At 61.3% G+C, this 15431-nt stretch carries 11 protein-coding genes, 3 tRNA genes and 1 pseudogene; all 15 read right to left on the bottom strand.

Going from position 1 to position 15431, the window contains the following annotated elements:
* Positions 1–3: 3 nt before the first annotated feature.
* Positions 4–2067 carry an NADH-quinone oxidoreductase subunit NuoG gene (nuoG, locus tag MPC4_RS01535; RefSeq protein WP_174510960.1) on the bottom strand — a complete coding sequence of 688 codons (2064 nt, stop codon included), beginning with the start codon at positions 2065–2067 and terminating at the stop codon, positions 4–6.
* Positions 2068–2145: 78 nt separating this feature from the next.
* Complete coding sequence (gene nuoF, locus MPC4_RS01530) at positions 2146–3456, bottom strand: NADH-quinone oxidoreductase subunit NuoF (protein ID WP_174510959.1); 1311 nt, start codon at positions 3454–3456, stop codon at positions 2146–2148.
* A gap of 11 nt (positions 3457–3467) precedes the next feature.
* Positions 3468–4151, bottom strand: coding sequence for an NADH-quinone oxidoreductase subunit NuoE (gene nuoE, locus MPC4_RS01525; protein ID WP_174510958.1), 684 nt, complete (start codon positions 4149–4151; stop codon positions 3468–3470).
* A gap of 90 nt (positions 4152–4241) precedes the next feature.
* Positions 4242–5426, bottom strand: a complete 1185-nt coding sequence (locus MPC4_RS01520) for an NADH-quinone oxidoreductase subunit D (RefSeq protein WP_174510957.1) — start codon at positions 5424–5426, stop codon at positions 4242–4244.
* Positions 5427–5458: 32 nt separating this feature from the next.
* Complete coding sequence (locus tag MPC4_RS01515; protein WP_134489671.1) at positions 5459–6073, bottom strand: NADH-quinone oxidoreductase subunit C; 615 nt, start codon at positions 6071–6073, stop codon at positions 5459–5461.
* 97 nt (positions 6074–6170) lie between these two features.
* On the bottom strand, positions 6171–6755 hold the full coding sequence (locus tag MPC4_RS01510) for a NuoB/complex I 20 kDa subunit family protein (RefSeq protein ID WP_174510956.1): 585 nt from the start codon (positions 6753–6755) through the stop codon (positions 6171–6173).
* On the bottom strand, positions 6725–7090 hold the full coding sequence (locus MPC4_RS01505; protein WP_134489675.1) for an NADH-quinone oxidoreductase subunit A: 366 nt from the start codon (positions 7088–7090) through the stop codon (positions 6725–6727). Before MPC4_RS01505 ends, MPC4_RS01510 begins: the two co-directional genes overlap by 31 nt.
* A gap of 251 nt (positions 7091–7341) precedes the next feature.
* A tRNA-Asp gene (locus MPC4_RS01500) sits at positions 7342–7418 on the bottom strand.
* Positions 7419–7634: 216 nt separating this feature from the next.
* A tRNA-Val gene (locus tag MPC4_RS01495) sits at positions 7635–7710 on the bottom strand.
* Between the two features lie 174 nt (positions 7711–7884).
* Positions 7885–10302, bottom strand: coding sequence for an endopeptidase La (lon, locus tag MPC4_RS01490; protein WP_134489677.1), 2418 nt, complete (start codon positions 10300–10302; stop codon positions 7885–7887).
* A gap of 201 nt (positions 10303–10503) precedes the next feature.
* A complete protein-coding gene (gene clpX / locus MPC4_RS01485; protein ID WP_134489679.1) occupies positions 10504–11769 on the bottom strand; it encodes an ATP-dependent Clp protease ATP-binding subunit ClpX in 1266 nt (421 codons plus the stop codon).
* Between the two features lie 466 nt (positions 11770–12235).
* Positions 12236–12880 (bottom strand): ATP-dependent Clp endopeptidase proteolytic subunit ClpP, encoded by a 645-nt coding sequence (gene clpP, locus MPC4_RS01480; protein WP_174510955.1) that lies wholly within the window; start codon positions 12878–12880, stop codon positions 12236–12238.
* Positions 12881–13041: 161 nt separating this feature from the next.
* Positions 13042–14445, bottom strand: a complete 1404-nt coding sequence (gene tig / locus MPC4_RS01475; RefSeq protein WP_174511090.1) for a trigger factor — start codon at positions 14443–14445, stop codon at positions 13042–13044.
* Positions 14446–14545: 100 nt separating this feature from the next.
* Positions 14546–14630, bottom strand: a tRNA-Leu gene (locus MPC4_RS01470).
* Positions 14631–14904: 274 nt separating this feature from the next.
* Positions 14905–15327 (bottom strand): annotated as a pseudogene (locus MPC4_RS01465) (hypothetical protein); the annotation flags it as partial.
* Positions 15328–15431 lie beyond the last annotated feature (104 nt).

Genomic DNA, 15431 nt, shown 5'->3' with positions numbered 1-15431 from the left:
GCCTTACTCCGCAGCCTGCCGCGCGAGATCGAGGCGCATGGCGGAACATTCCGCCATCACCGCCGACGCGCGGGCAATTGGATTTGTCAGATAAAAATCGGCGACGGGCGAGACGAAGGGCGCATTGCCGCAGGCGCCGCCGGCGGCGATGAGCTGCCCTGCGTCGAACGAAGCGCCGGCCGCGATTTCGTCGACGGCGCCGAAGTGCGGATAGGCGGCGATGAGGCGCGCGCGCAAAGCTTTCAGCGAGTCAAACGGCAGGCGGTGGCCAAGCACGTCCGAAAGCGCGCGAATGATGGCCCAATCCTCGCGCGCGTCGCCCGGCGGGAAATTGGCGCGATCCGACAGCTGCGCGCGCCCTTCGGTGTTCACGTAGATCCCGGATTTTTCCGTGTAGGCCGCGCCCGGCAGGATGACGTCGGCGCGGGCGGCGCCGCGATCGCCATGCGAGCCCTGATAGACGACGAAAGCGCCGGGCGCGATGTCGATCTCGTCGGCGCCGAGATTGAAGAGAACGTCAAGCGCGCCAGCCTTCGACATGGCGAGGGCGTCAAGCCCACCCTGTCGCGGCACAAAACCGAGGTCGAGTCCTCCGACGCGGGCCGCCGCGGTATGGAGAACCGCAAAGCCGTTCCAGCCATCCTTTATGACGCCGAGCGAGCCTGCCGCTTTGGCCGCGAGCGCCAGCACGGCGAGGCCGTCCTCGCGCGCCAGCGCGCCCTGCCCGATGATGAACATCGGCTTTTCCATCTTGGCCTTCTGGTGCTCGGAGAAGCTCGCGAGCGTGTCGGGCCCCGCGCCGAGATAGGCGTAGTCGTAGGTCAGGTCGGCTTTCTCGCCGATGACGCCGATCTTGAAGCCGCCCTTCAGCCAGCGCTTGCGGATGCGCGCGTTGAGGACAGGAGCCTCCCGGCGCGGATTGGAGCCGATGATCATGAGGCCGTCGGCCTCCTCAATGGCGGCGATGCTCGGATTGAAGATATAGCTGGCGCGGCCGAATTTCGGATCGAGCTTGACGCCATCCTGCCGGCAATCGAGCGAGGCGGAGCCGAGGCTCTCGACCAGCGATTGCAGCGCGAACATCTCCTCGACGGCGGCGAGATCGCCGGCGATAGCCCCGATGCGCGCGGGAGTCGTCGCCTTGATCTTGGCGGCGATCAGCGCGAAGGCCTCGCCCCAGGACGCTGGGCGCAACTTGCCGCCTTCGCGCACATAGGGGCGATCAAGCCGCTTCGTCTTCAGGCCATCGACGATCTGCCGGGCCTTGTCGGAGATCCACTCTTCATTCACGCGGTCATTGGTGCGCGGCAGGATGCGCATCACTTCGCGTCCGCGCGTATCTATGCGAATGGCTGAACCCAGCGCATCCATGACGTCGATCGATTCGGTCTTGACCAGCTCCCAGGACCGCGCCTTGAAGGAATAGGGCTTCGGCAGCAGGGCGCCGACAGGGCAGAGATCGGCGACATTGCCCTGCAGCTCGGAGCTCATCGCCGTCTCGAGATAGGTCGTAATCTCCATATCTTCGCCGCGTCCGATCGCGCCCATGTCGCCCGTGCCGGCGACCTCAGCGGTGAAGCGGACGCAGCGCGTGCAATGAATGCAGCGATTCATCGAGGTCCGCACCAGCGGGCCGATATATTTATCTTCGACGGCGCGCTTGTTCTCGGCGTAGCGGGAGGAGGCGAAGCCAAAAGCCATCGCCTGATCCTGCAGATCGCATTCGCCGCCCTGATCGCAGATCGGGCAATCGAGCGGATGGTTGATGAGCAGGAATTCCATCACGCCTTCGCGCGCCTTTTTCACCATCGGCGAATTGGTGAGCACCACCGGCGGCTCGCCATTGGGGCCAGGGCGCAGATCGCGCACCGCGACGGCGCAGGACGCCGAAGGCTTCGGCGGACCGCCCTTCACCTCGACGAGGCACATGCGGCAATTGCCTGCGATCGACAGCCGCTCATGGAAGCAAAAGCGCGGAATCTCGGCGCCCGCCTGCTCGCAAGCCTGCAGCAGAGTGTATTCGGGCGGAACGTCGATTTCGACTCCGTCAACGATCAGCTTGCTCATGCCCTGTCCTCAATGCGGCGGTCCGAAATGCGGCGACCTGACGCGATCGCGGCCTTTTCCCAAGCGCTCATCGCCGCCCTACTCCGCCGCGACATGATAGCCGCTCGCCGGCTCGGAATGCGGGTTCGCGGCATATTGGTCAATGCGCTTTTCGATCTCCGGACGAAAATGTCGAATAAGGCCCTGCACCGGCCAGGCCGCCGCGTCGCCAAGCGCGCAGATGGTGTGGCCCTCGATTTGCGTCGTCACTTCAAGCAGCATGTCAATCTCGCGCTTTTGCGCGCGCCCTTCGGCCATGCGCGAGACGACGCGCCAAAGCCAGCCCGTGCCCTCGCGGCAGGGCGTACATTGGCCGCAGCTCTCATGCTTGTAGAAATAGCTGAGCCGCGCGATGGCGCGGATAATGTCCGTCGATTTATCCATGACGATGACAGCGGCCGTGCCGAGACCCGACTTCAGATCGCGCAGCGTGTCGAAATCCATCGCGGCGTCGATGATCTGATGCGCCGGCACGCAGGGAACCGACGAGCCGCCGGGAATCACCGCGAGCAGGTTGTCGGAGCCGCCGCGCACGCCGCCGCAATGCTTGTCGATGAGCTCCCGGAACGGAATCGACATCGCCTCTTCGACATTGCACGGCTTGTTGACATGGCCGGAGATGCAGAACAGCTTGGTGCCGGAATTATTCTTGGCGCCGAAGCTTGAAAACCACGCCGCCCCGCGCCGCAGGATGGTCGGGGCGACCGCGATCGATTCGACATTGTTGACCGTCGTCGGGCAGCCGTAGAGCCCCATATTGGCGGGGAACGGCGGCTTCAGCCGAGGCATTCCCTTCTTGCCTTCGAGCGATTCGAGAAGCGCCGTTTCTTCCCCGCAGATATAGGCGCCGGCGCCGCGATGGACATAGATGTCGAAGGGCCAGCCGTGAACATTGTCCTTGCCGACGAGGTTCGCCTCATAGGCCTGCGCGATCGCGGCGTCGAGCCGATCCGCTTCGAGGATGTATTCGCCGCGCACATAGATGTAGCAGGCGTGCGCCTCCATCGCCACGCAAGCAATGAGGCATCCCTCGATCAAAAGATGCGGATCATTGCGCATGATCTCGCGATCCTTGCAGGTGCCGGGCTCCGATTCATCCGCGTTGACGACGAGATAGGAGGGCCGCGCTTCATCCGCTTTCGGCATGAAGGACCATTTGAGGCCGGTCGGGAAACCCGCGCCGCCCCGTCCGCGCAGGCCGGAAGCCTTCATCTCGGAAAGGATCCAGTCCTTGCCTTTCTCGATAAGCCCTTTCGTATTGTCCCAGGCGCCGCGCGCGCGGGCGCCTTTGAGGCCCCAGTCGCCGAAGCCGTAAAGATTGGTGAAGATGCGATCCTTGTCTTCAAGCATCTGCTTTAACCTTACGATTGCTTCGGATCAGAACCGGCCGATTTGGCGTCGGGCCGCGCAGCTTTGGAGCAAAAGGGGCCGCTATGGCCATCTTGTCCGTAGAACGACGTCAGCGTCGTGAGGCCGCCGACAGGCTCGGAGGTGACGCGCCCCGTCTGCGAGCCGACGCGGACCGGTTTTCCCGCCGCCAGATCATCGAGCAATTTAGCGAAATTCTCAGGCGTCAGATCCTCGAAGTAATCATCGTTGATCTGCACCATCGGCGCATTGCAGCAGGCGCCGAGACATTCGACTTCGGTCCAGGAGAATTTGCCGTCCGGCGTCACGACGCCCGGCTCGCCGACCCGCTCCTTGAGCACCGCTTTGATCCCGTCCGATCCGGCGAGCAGGCAGGGCGTCGTGCCGCAGAGCTGGACATAGTGCTCGCCAACAGGGGAGAGGTTGAACATCGTGTAGAAGGTCGCGATTTCGAGCACGCGGATAAACGGCATGCCGAGCTTTTCAGCGACGGCCTCGATCGCCTTGCGCGGCAGCCAATAATCATTCTGCTTCTGCGCGCGCCACAGCAGCGAGATCACAGCCGAGGCTTGCCGCCCTTCCGGGTATTTCTTGATTATGCCCTCGGCCCAAGCCTCGTTTTCGGGAGTGAAGGCGAAGGATTCGGGCTGGACTTCGGCGAGCCTGCGAACGGACATATCAACAATACTCACACATCAGGGCCGTAGCGGCCGAGGAGCTGGAGAAGCGCCCGGCTGGACGCCGGAGCAAGGGCTCGAATGCTTTCCTCACCGGTCGACCTCGCCGAAGACGATGTCGATCGAGCCGAGGATCGCGCTGACGTCCGCCAGCATGGATTTGCGGCAGAGAAAATCCATCGCCGCGAGATGGGCGAAACCGGGCGCGCGGATCTTGCAGCGATAGGGCCGGTCCGTCCCGTCAGAAACGAGATAGACGCCGAACTCTCCCTTGGGCGCCTCGACCGCGGCGTAGACCTCGCCGGCCGGCACGTGGAAACCTTCGGTGAACAGCTTGAAATGATGGATCAGCGCTTCCATCGAACGCTTCATCTCGGCGCGGGATGGCGGCGCGACCTTGCCTTTGGCCAGCACCGGCCCCTTGCCGTTCGGCTCGCGAAGCTTTGCGATGCATTGCTTCATGATTTTGACCGACTGCCGCATCTCCTCCATGCGGATGACCTGACGATCATAATTGTCGCCGTGCCGTCCGACGGGAATGTCGAAGTCCATCTCTTCATAGCATTCGTAAGGCTGAGCCTTACGCAAATCCCAGGCCGCGCCGGAGCCGCGCACCATGACCCCGGAAAATCCCCAGCGCCAGCAATCCTCGAGACTGACGACGCCAATATCGACATTGCGTTGCTTGAAGATGCGGTTGTCGATGAACAGCGCCTGCAGGTCGTCGCAGGTTTTAAGGAAAGGGTCGCACCAGGCCTCAATATCGTCGATCAGCTGTGGCGGAACATCCATATGGACGCCGCCGGGACGGAAGTAATTGGCGTGCAGCCGCGCGCCAGACGCCCGCTCATAGAAAACCATGAGCTTTTCGCGCTCTTCGAAACCCCACAGCGGCGGCGTCAGAGCGCCGACGTCCATCGCCTGAGTCGTGACGTTCAGAAGATGCGATAAAATCCGACCGATTTCGCAAAAAAGGACGCGCAGCAGTTGCCCGCGCCGCGGAACCTCGAGGCCGAGCAGTCTCTCGATCGCAAGGCAGAAAGCGTGCTCCTGGTTCATCGGCGCGACATAATCGAGCCTGTCGAAATAGGGCACGTTCTGCAGATAGGTCCGCGCCTCCATCAGCTTTTCCGTACCGCGATGGAGCAGGCCGATATGCGGATCGACGCGCTCGACCACTTCGCCGTCGAGTTCAAGGACGAGCCGCAAAACGCCATGCGCCGCGGGATGCTGCGGGCCAAAATTGATCGTGAAATTACGGACCTGATCGTTCATGATTTTTTCACGCGCGGTTTCGTTCGAACGGCTCAGTTCGGATTGCTCTTGGCCTTCTCATCGCCGGGCAGCACATAGTCGATTGCCCCCTCCCACGGCGACAGGAAGTCGAAGTTGCGGAATTCCTGCGTCAGTTGAACCGGCTCATAGAGGACGCGCTTCTGCTCGTCGTCGTAACGAACCTCGACATAGCCCGTCATCGGGAAATCTTTGCGAAGGGGGTGGCCATCGAAGCCATAATCGGTGAGCAGGCGGCGCAAGTCCGGATGACCGGAGAAATAGACGCCAAAAAGATCGTAAGCCTCGCGCTCAAACCAGTTCGCCGCGGGATAAAGCCCCGAGAGCGAAGGAACCGGCGTATCCTCGTCGGTTGCGATCTTGACGCGGATGCGGCGATTATGTTTCGGCGAGAGCAGATGAGTGACGACGTCGAAGCGCTTTTCGCGGGTCGGATAATCGACGGCGGTGAGATCAATGAACGAGACGAAAAGGCAGCTCGGATCGTCGCGAAGATAGGCGACCGTCTCGATCAGACAATCCGCTCTTACGGTCAAGGTGAGTTCGCCGAACGCCACGGAAGCGGATTCAACCCAGCCGCGCAGGGACGCGGCAATGGCGTCTCCAAGGTGTTTCAGATCCTCGTCCATCTCAACCCTTCAACTTCGCGAGCCCGTTCGATCCGAAACCCAAGGCGCGGCGCGCAAGCTTCGTTCCGTGCTGGCTAGACTCTTCCGCCGCCCCGCTCTAGCGCTCGATCGTGCCCGTTCGGCGGATTTTTTTCTGCAAGAGAAGCACCCCGTAAAGAAGCGCTTCGGCTGAAGGCGGGCAACCTGGAACATAGATGTCGACTGGGACGATGCGGTCACAGCCTCGCACGACGGAATAGGAATAATGGTAGTAGCCGCCGCCATTGGCGCAGGAGCCCATCGAGATCACATACCGCGGCTCGGGCATCTGATCGTAGACCTTGCGCAGCGCCGGCGCCATTTTATTGGTCAGCGTGCCGGCGACGATCATGACGTCGGACTGGCGCGGCGAACCGCGCGGCGCGAAGCCGAAGCGCTCGACGTCATAGCGCGGCATTGACGCCTGCATCATCTCGACGGCGCAGCAGGCGAGGCCGAAGGTCATCCACATCAGCGAGCCGGTGCGGGCCCAGTTGATCAGTTCGTCCGTGGAAGTGACCAAAAATCCCTTATCGGCGAGCTGGTCATTGATCGAAAGGAAATAAGGATCGTTTGCAGCGAGCGGCCGGTCCGCCGCCGGGCTGATCGCGATGCGGTCCTGGGGCAAAGGGTTCAATCCCATTCGAGCGCGCCCTTCTTCCATTCGTAAACGAAACCGATCGTCAAAATCGCTAGAAAGATCATCATCGACCAGAAGCCGAAGACGCCGACCTGATGAAAGGCCACGGCCCAGGGAAACAGAAAGGCGACTTCGAGATCGAAGATGATGAACAGCAAGGACACGAGATAAAAGCGCACGTCGAATTGCATGCGCGCATCGTCGAAGGCGTTGAAGCCGCATTCATAGGCGGACAATTTTTCGGAGTCGGGCGCCTTGAACGCCACCAGGAAGGGCGCGATCAGCAAAGCGGCGGAGATGACGCCGGCGACCGCCATGAAAACGACAAGCGGCAGATACTGGTCGAGAAGGCTCGGCATTGGCAAGCTCGGTCTGGACCGACACGGTCGGGAACATTTGCCGGCTGAAAGGGGCGCGCCCCTCTTGCTACGGCTGTCCAGCGATCCGTAGCCCAGCGCCAACCGCAGCGCAAGATGATGTTTTAAACCAGTCTAAGCTGAGCCGTCTCGGAGCCGTCACAATGCTGGGCCGCTTTGCCATTTTGTCGCACCGTAGAGTGCGCCGCGGCCAGCGCAGGGACCGCCCCGGCATCGACGGCCGGCGTCCGAAATGGCGAGAGAGACGGGACTTGAACCCGCGACCTCCGGCGTGACAGGCCGGCGCTCTAACCAACTGAGCTACTCCCCCGCAGATACGGCGTCGTGACAACCGCACCGGAGAGGATGCCGGATAGGATACGCGGGCGCGCAAGTCAAGCGGGAACGCTCCGGCGCCGCAAAGATAGGCGGCAAGATGTTGTGAAAACCAAGCCGCGGCCGCGTCGCGCGGTTGACGGAGCCGCCTCCACGACACGCATAGCGCCGCTCGCGGCGTGAGGAGGGGCAGACGGTATTTGGGAAAACCTGGTGGGCGGTGACGGGCTCGAACCGCCGACCCTCTCGGTGTAAACGAGATGCTCTACCAACTGAGCTAACCGCCCGTCCGCGCGCTGGCGGATCGCAGTCGAGGGGATTGCACAGGTTCTCGCGCCGGTCAACGGCGAGCGCGGCGGAGCCTGACCCGGATCTGCGCGGAAATGTCTCGCCCGCGCCGAGCTCGCATACGCAAAGGGCCGCGACTCACGCCGCGGCCCTTCCGTCGAAATTCAGCCTGCCTAATGGGCGATGGCGCTCGAAGCGTCATCCTCGGAGGCAAGCGCGCGCGCCGGCTTCAGATCTTCTTCCCAGACGATCGGTTTCGGCTGGCGAATCAGCGCGTGGGCCAGAACCTCGTCCATGCGCGCGACCGGCACGATTTCCAGCGCGTTCTTCACCGAATTCGGAATATCCACCAAATCCTTGGCGTTCTCTTCCGGGATCAGAACCTTCTTGAGACCGCCGCGCAAGGCCGCGAGCAGCTTCTCCTTCAGCCCCCCGATCGGCAAAATCCTGCCCCGCAGCGTGATCTCGCCTGTCATGGCGATGTCGCGCCGGATCGGAATGCCCGTGATGATCGACACGATCGCCGTCGCCATGGCGACGCCGGCGGACGGTCCGTCCTTGGGAGTCGCTCCCTCGGGAACATGCACGTGGATGTCGCGACGATCGAACAGCGGCGGCTCGATGCCGAAATCGACCGCGCGAGAGCGAACATAGGACGCCGCCGCAGAAATCGACTCCTTCATCACGTCGCGCAGGTTGCCGGTGACGGTCATGCGCCCCTTGCCGGGCATCATGACGCCTTCGATCGTCAGCAGCTCGCCGCCAACCTCGGTCCAGGCAAGCCCCGTGACGACCCCGACCTGATCCTCGGTCTCGGCCTCGCCATAACGGAAGCGCGGCACGCCCAGGAAGTCGGGAACGTTTTCGGCCGTGACCTGCACGGATTTAATGTCGCTTGTCAGAATCTGCTTGACCGCCTTCCGCGCGAGCTTCGACACCTCGCGCTCGAGGTTGCGCACGCCCGCCTCACGCGTGTAGCGGCGGATGAGCAGAATCAGTCCGGCGTCATCGATCGACCATTCCGATTCACCGAGACCGTGTTTCTTCAGAGCCGCGGGAATGAGATGGCGGCGCGCGATCTCGACCTTCTCGTCCTCGGTGTAACCCGCGATCCGAATGATCTCCATGCGGTCCATCAGCGGCGCCGGAATGTTCAGCGTGTTCGCCGTCGTCACGAACATCACGTTCGACAGGTCGTAATCGACCTCGAGGTAATGATCGTTGAAGGACTGGTTCTGTTCGGGATCGAGGACCTCGAGCAGAGCCGATGACGGATCGCCGCGGAAATCCATCCCCATCTTGTCGATCTCATCGAGCAGGAAAAGGGGATTGGAGCTCTTGGCCTTGCGCATCGACTGGATGATCTTGCCCGGCATCGAGCCGATATAGGTCCGCCGGTGGCCACGGATTTCGGCCTCGTCGCGCACGCCGCCAAGCGACATGCGCACGAATTCACGGCCCGTGGCCTTGGCGATCGACTTGCCGAGCGAGGTCTTGCCGACGCCAGGGGGGCCGACGAGACACAGAATCGGACCGCTGAGCTTGTTGGCGCGCGTTTGCACGGCAAGATATTCGAGGATGCGCTCCTTGACCTTCTCAAGGCCGAAATGTTCCGCGTCGAGAACGTCTTCGGCTATGCCGAGATCCTTCTTGACCTTCGAACGCTTGTTCCACGGAATCGACAGCAGCCAGTCGAGATAATTGCGCACGACGGTCGCTTCGGCCGACATCGGCGACATCTGTCGCAGCTTTTTCAGCTCGACCGTCGCCTTGTCCCGCGCCTCTTTCGACAATTTGGTCGACTTGATGCGCTCGTCGAGTTCGGCGAGATCGTCCTTGCCATCCTCGTCGCCAAGCTCCTTCTGAATGGCCTTCATCTGCTCATTCAGATAATATTCGCGCTGAGTCTTCTCCATCTGGCGCTTGACGCGGGTGCGAATGCGCTTCTCGACCTGCAGCACCGAGATTTCGCTCTCCATCAAGGCAAGGCACTTCTCCAGCCTCTTGGTGATCGAGGTGGTTTCCAGCACCGCCTGCTTGTCGGCGATCTTCACGGCTAGATGCGACGCGATCGTATCCGCAAGCTTTGCGTAGTCCTCGATCTGCGTGACCGCCGCCGCGACTTCGGGCGAGATTTTCTTGTTGAGCTTGACGTAGCCCTCGAACTCGGAGACGACGGACCGGGCGAGCGCCTCAACCTCGACCTTGTCGACCGCGTCGTCGGCGATCACTTCGGCGTCGGCCTCATAGAAATCATCGGTGCGGGTATAGCCCTGCACTTTGGCGCGGACCTGTCCCTCGACGAGCACTTTGACCGTGCCGTCGGGCAGCTTCAGCAATTGCAGAACCGAGGCGAGCGTGCCGGTGGTGAAGATCGCTTCCGTCGCCGGATCGTCGTCCGAGGCGTTCATCTGAGTGGCGAGAAGGATGAGGCTATCGGCCTTCATCACTTCCTCGAGCGCGCGGATCGATTTTTCGCGGCCAACGAACAGCGGCACGATCATATGGGGAAAAACCACGATGTCGCGCAAGGGAAGGACGGGGTAGCTCTCCACCGCTCCGGGGCGAGCGGGCTCACGCTTCTGTGTCATTTTTTTTCCTATCTCGAAACGCGCCCCGATTCATTTGCGTCCCCGGCGGGGATGCGCCACTCGCGCAGATGAGCCATCGCGGTTTCGGCCTGTTGGCGTGAAGAATTTATAAAAAACAGATGGCAATGAGCGCTCGCGGATTCAAGCGCTCATCGGATTTCATGATAGCCGAGCCAAGCCCCCCAACCGGCAAGGCCCCCCTTAAGCGCTGGTTCCGCTTTTTTCGTTACGCTCGGCATAGATATAGAGCGGTCGCGATTTGCCCTCGACGACGTCAGGGCCGATGACGACCTGCTCGACGCTGTCGAGGCCAGGCAGATCGAACATGGTGTCGAGCAAAATGCCCTCCATGATGGAGCGCAAGCCGCGCGCGCCCGTGCGCCGCTCGATGGCCTTTTTGGCGACCACGTTCAACGCCTCGTCCTGGAAGGTCAGCTCGGTGTTCTCCATTTCGAACAGACGCTGATATTGCTTGACGAGCGCGTTCTTCGGCTCGGTCAGGATTTTCTTCAGCGCCTCTTCGTCGAGATCCTCGAGCGTCGCAATGACAGGCAGGCGTCCGACGAACTCCGGAATGAGGCCGAACTTCAGCAAGTCCTCCGGCTCCACTTTACGGAAGATTTCTCCGGTCCGGCGATCGTCGGGAGCCTGCACGGCCGCGCTGAACCCGATCGACGTGCCCCGTCCACGCATCGAGATGATTTTCTCGAGCCCGGCAAAGGCGCCGCCGCAAATGAACAAAATATTGGTCGTATCGACCTGCAGAAATTCTTGCTGCGGATGCTTGCGTCCGCCTTGCGGCGGCACGGAAGCGACCGTGCCTTCCATGATCTTGAGGAGCGCCTGCTGCACGCCTTCGCCCGAGACGTCGCGGGTGATCGACGGATTGTCGGATTTGCGCGAAATTTTGTCGATTTCGTCGATGTAGACGATGCCGCGCTGCGCCCGCTCGACATTATAATCCGAGGCCTGAAGCAGCTTCAGGATGATGTTCTCGACGTCCTCGCCGACATAGCCGGCCTCGGTCAAGGTCGTCGCGTCGGCCATCGTGAAAGGCACGTCGAGGATCCGCGCGAGCGTCTGGGCGAGAAGCGTCTTGCCGGACCCGGTCGGTCCGATCAGCAGAATGTTCGACTTCGCCAGTTCGACGTCATTGTGCTTCGTCGCATGATTGAGCCGCTTGTAATGATTGTGCACGGCGACCGACAGCACCCGCTTGGCTTGCGGCTGCCCGATCACGTAATCATCAAGGACCTTGCAGATTTCCTTCGGGGTCGGGATGCCGTCGCGGCTCTTGACGAGAGACGACTTGTTCTCTTCGCGGATAATATCCATGCAAAGCTCGACGCATTCATCGCAGATGAACACGGTCGGACCAGCAATCAGTTTGCGGACCTCATGCTGGCTCTTGCCGCAGAACGAGCAGTAGAGCGTGTTTTTCGCGTCGCCGCCGCCAACTTTGGTCATGGATAGTCTCCGTAACGACCGAGATCATGTGCGACGCTCGGTCATGCTTGAGTAGGACGCCGCCAACCGGACGATCCTAGCGCCACTTTGGCCGGCGGATTCGCACACGAACCAGCCGTTTCCTTCTCTTCCTGGCCTCGTTCTCCCTCAAACTGCGACCCGAACTGAAATGCAATCATGTTCGCGCCGGAGAAGCAAGGGTTTGCGTCGTCTGGACGGCCGCCGCCAAGGCCGCGTCAAAAGGCCGCGTGATCTGAAATGACAGCATGATCGCCGGCGCCGGTCTTTTTCTCCGGCGCCAGAAAAACAAGCCGGAGTTTCCAAGCAATAACCGCGCCATGTGCGGCGTTTGTCAAGTCGCCCCGCAATCCGGCAGGGCGGTCCGCCGCCGCCAGCGCCTCGCAGGGTTCGCTGCATCAGGGCGACGCAGCGAATCAGTCAAGCATCTGACAAAGTAACTAAAAGCCTACTTCTTCTCGTGCCCTGGCGTGTCATCGGGCCTTTGCGCGATGACGTTGTCGACGATGCCGAATTCCTTGGCGTCGTCCGACGACATGAAATGGTCGCGGTCGAGCGTCCGCTCGATCGTTTCGTAATCGCGACCCGTATGCTTCACATAAATATCATTCAGGCGCTTCTTCACCTTCATGATGTCTTCCGCGTGACGCAAAATGTCGGAGGCTTGCCCCTGGAAGCCGCCGGAAGGCTGGTGCACCATGATGCGCGCGTTCGGCAGGGCAAAGCGCGCCCCGGCCTCTCCCGCTGCGAGGAGAAGAGACCCCATGGAAGCCGCCTGTCCGACGCAGAGGGTCGATACTTTCGGCCGGATGAACTGCATGGTGTCGTAAATCGCAAGGCCCGCCGTGACGACGCCGCCCGGCGAATTGATGTACATCGAGATTTCTTTTTTCGGATTTTCCGCTTCCAGAAAGAGCAGCTGGGCGATGATCACCGACGCCATATTGTCTTCCACTGGACCGGTGAGGAAGATGATCCGCTCGCGGAGGAGGCGGGAATAGATGTCGAAGCCCCGCTCGCCGCGGCTGGTGTTCTCAATGACCTGCGGAATAAGATAATTGGCGTAAATTTCGATCGGATCGCGGTCGCGCATTGGGGTCTTTTCCTCTTTATCGACGATTGAATCGGGTCTCGTCGCTGGTCACGGGGCAAGAATCAGGCCGATAAAACGAAACAATCGTCATGTTAAGCAGATAAGCGCTTCGCGTCAGTTCGCAACGACCTCATTGAAAATAGCCGGCCGCAAAGCCTCGCTCAGGCGAGCGCCGCGTCCTCCGCCTTTTCGCTGTCCTTGCGCTCGATCTCGTTCTCATCATCCTCGATCGCCAGGAGATCTTCCTTCGAGACTGTCTTGTCGTTCACCTTGATCAGGCTGAGGATATGGTCGATGACTTTTTCCTCGTAAAGCGGCGCCCTGATCTCGGCGAGCGCGGCGGGATTTTTCTGGTAATACTCCCAGATGAGCTTTTCCTGCCCCGGGAATGAGCGCGCGCGCTCGAACAGGGCCTGGCTCACTTCCTCGTCGGCAACCTTGACGCCGGCGGCGTCGCCAATGTCGGCCAGCAGCAGCCCGAGGCGCACGCGCCGCTCGGCGATCGTGCGGTAATCGGCGCGGGCCGCCTCCTCAGTCGTGCCTTCATCCTCGAAACTGCGTCCGCTCTGGCTCTGCTCGGCTTCAACCCGGCGCCACACCGCGTCGAACTCCTGCGTCACCAGCCCTTCGGGAAGTTCGAAGGAATATTTCTTGTCGAGAGCGTCAAGAAGCTCACGCTTCCATTTGCGGCGTGAGGCGGCGGCGTAATCGCGCGCGATATTAGCCTTGATCGACTCTTTCAGCTTCTCAAGATCCTCGAGCCCGAAGCCCTTGGCCAATTCATCGTCGATATTGACTTCGCCGGGCGCGGCAAGCCCCTTCAGCGTCACCTCGAAGGTCGCGGCCTTGCCGGCCAGCGCCTCGGCCGAATAATCCTCGGGGAAAGTCACGGAAACCGTGCGGCTTTCGCCAACGCCGAGCCCTTCGAGCTGCTCCTCGAAGCCGGGAATGAAACTGCCGCTGCCGAGCACGAGATCGATCCCCTCGCCGGCGCCGCCCTCAAAAGCCTCGCCGTCGATCTTGCCGATGAAATCGATGGTCGCCTTATCGCCCTTTTGCGCGGCGACGCCTTCGCCTTCTTTCGGGGAATAGGTCCGGCTCTGGTCGGCGAGGCGCTTCAAGACCTCATCCACCTCGGCGTCATTGACCTCGGCGACGAGGCGTTCGATCTCAATGCCCTCGAAGCTGCCGACCTCGATTTTCGGCAGGACCTCGAGCGCCACCGTGAAGGCGAAATCCGCCTTCGCCTCGAAGGCTTTCTCGAGCTCGTCCTTTTCGCCGGGAAAATCGATCTTCGGCTGCGAGGCGGGCCGCAGCGCATTGTCCTCGACAATCTTGCGATGGGCTTCGTTGACGGCCTCCTGCACCACCTCGGCCATGATCGAGCGGCCATAGAGCCGCTTCAGATGCGCAACCGGCACTTTGCCCGGACGAAAGCCGTTTATGCGGGCCTTTGCCTGGATCTCGGAGAGCTGGCTATCGAGGCGGGTCGCGAGATCGGTCGCGGGAAGCACCACCTTGAATTCGCGCTTGAGGCCCTGCGAGAGGGTTTCCGTGACTTGCATCGTCTGACCAACCTTTTCGACTTCGTCGCCTGCTCTAAATTTCAAATGTCGATCCGCATCGGCTGGCCAGGCGCGGCCGCGAGCTGATGATGGTGAGATCTGGTGCGGGCGGAGGGACTCGAACCCCCACGATTTTCACCACCGGAACCTAAATCCGGCGCGTCTACCAGTTCCGCCACGCCCGCGCGACCAACTTTCGCGCAACCTTCAGCAATAGGGGAACGTCCGCCTCACCGCCTCGGGTGGGGCTCTATAGCAATCGCCCGCGCCCGATGCAGCAAAAAAAAGCACAATTAGGCTTGACCGCGCAAAATGGCAAATCCGGGCGTTTTTCGGGTAGTGGGTCAGTTTGAAAAGACAGTCGCTAAAACCGCTAGCCCAGAAGCAAGAGCGGCCGCCCCGTTGATGCGGGCGGACCGTTTTAGTTTGCCCTCTAATTTTTTTAAGTCGTCCCAGCTCTTAGCCGGGATCGCCGTCGCAGCAGACCAAAACCAAAGCCCTGCCGAAATCAATCCCAGCAACGGTGCGAGCGCCTTCATGCCACTGCCTTCCTGTTTCCGATCGCCCTACGTTTTCCTGAGCCTCGACCAGCGCGACAATATCGCTAATCTCCCAAAGCCGGTCCGATACGCCAGCGGCCATCGCAGGCGTGACTCGCAGCTTGAAATGAGGCCGGGCGAAATTGTAATACATCATGTGGAGCGCGACCGCATAAGCGTGGTTTTCGACCTCCTTTGAGAAGGCGTTGGTCAGCCGAGTGAAGCGGCGCAAATGCATCCGCATGGTGAGACTGCCGCGCTCCACATAGGACGTGGAGATGTGCGCAGGGTCGGCCGACCCTTCCATCCGGTCCTTCTTGACGCTGATGCATTCCGCCGGGCTGCTAAGATTTCAAACTGAGACACTACCCGTTTCCCGCGATCTCCGGAAGGGCGCGAAACCCTGGAGCCAAGGCGCTCAGCTCGTCCGTCCACTTGCCAAATTCG

Source organism: Methylocella tundrae, assembly GCF_901905185.1.
GTDB classification, from domain to species: domain Bacteria; phylum Pseudomonadota; class Alphaproteobacteria; order Rhizobiales; family Beijerinckiaceae; genus Methylocapsa; species Methylocapsa tundrae.
This window is presented reverse-complemented; position numbering and strand designations above follow the sequence as displayed.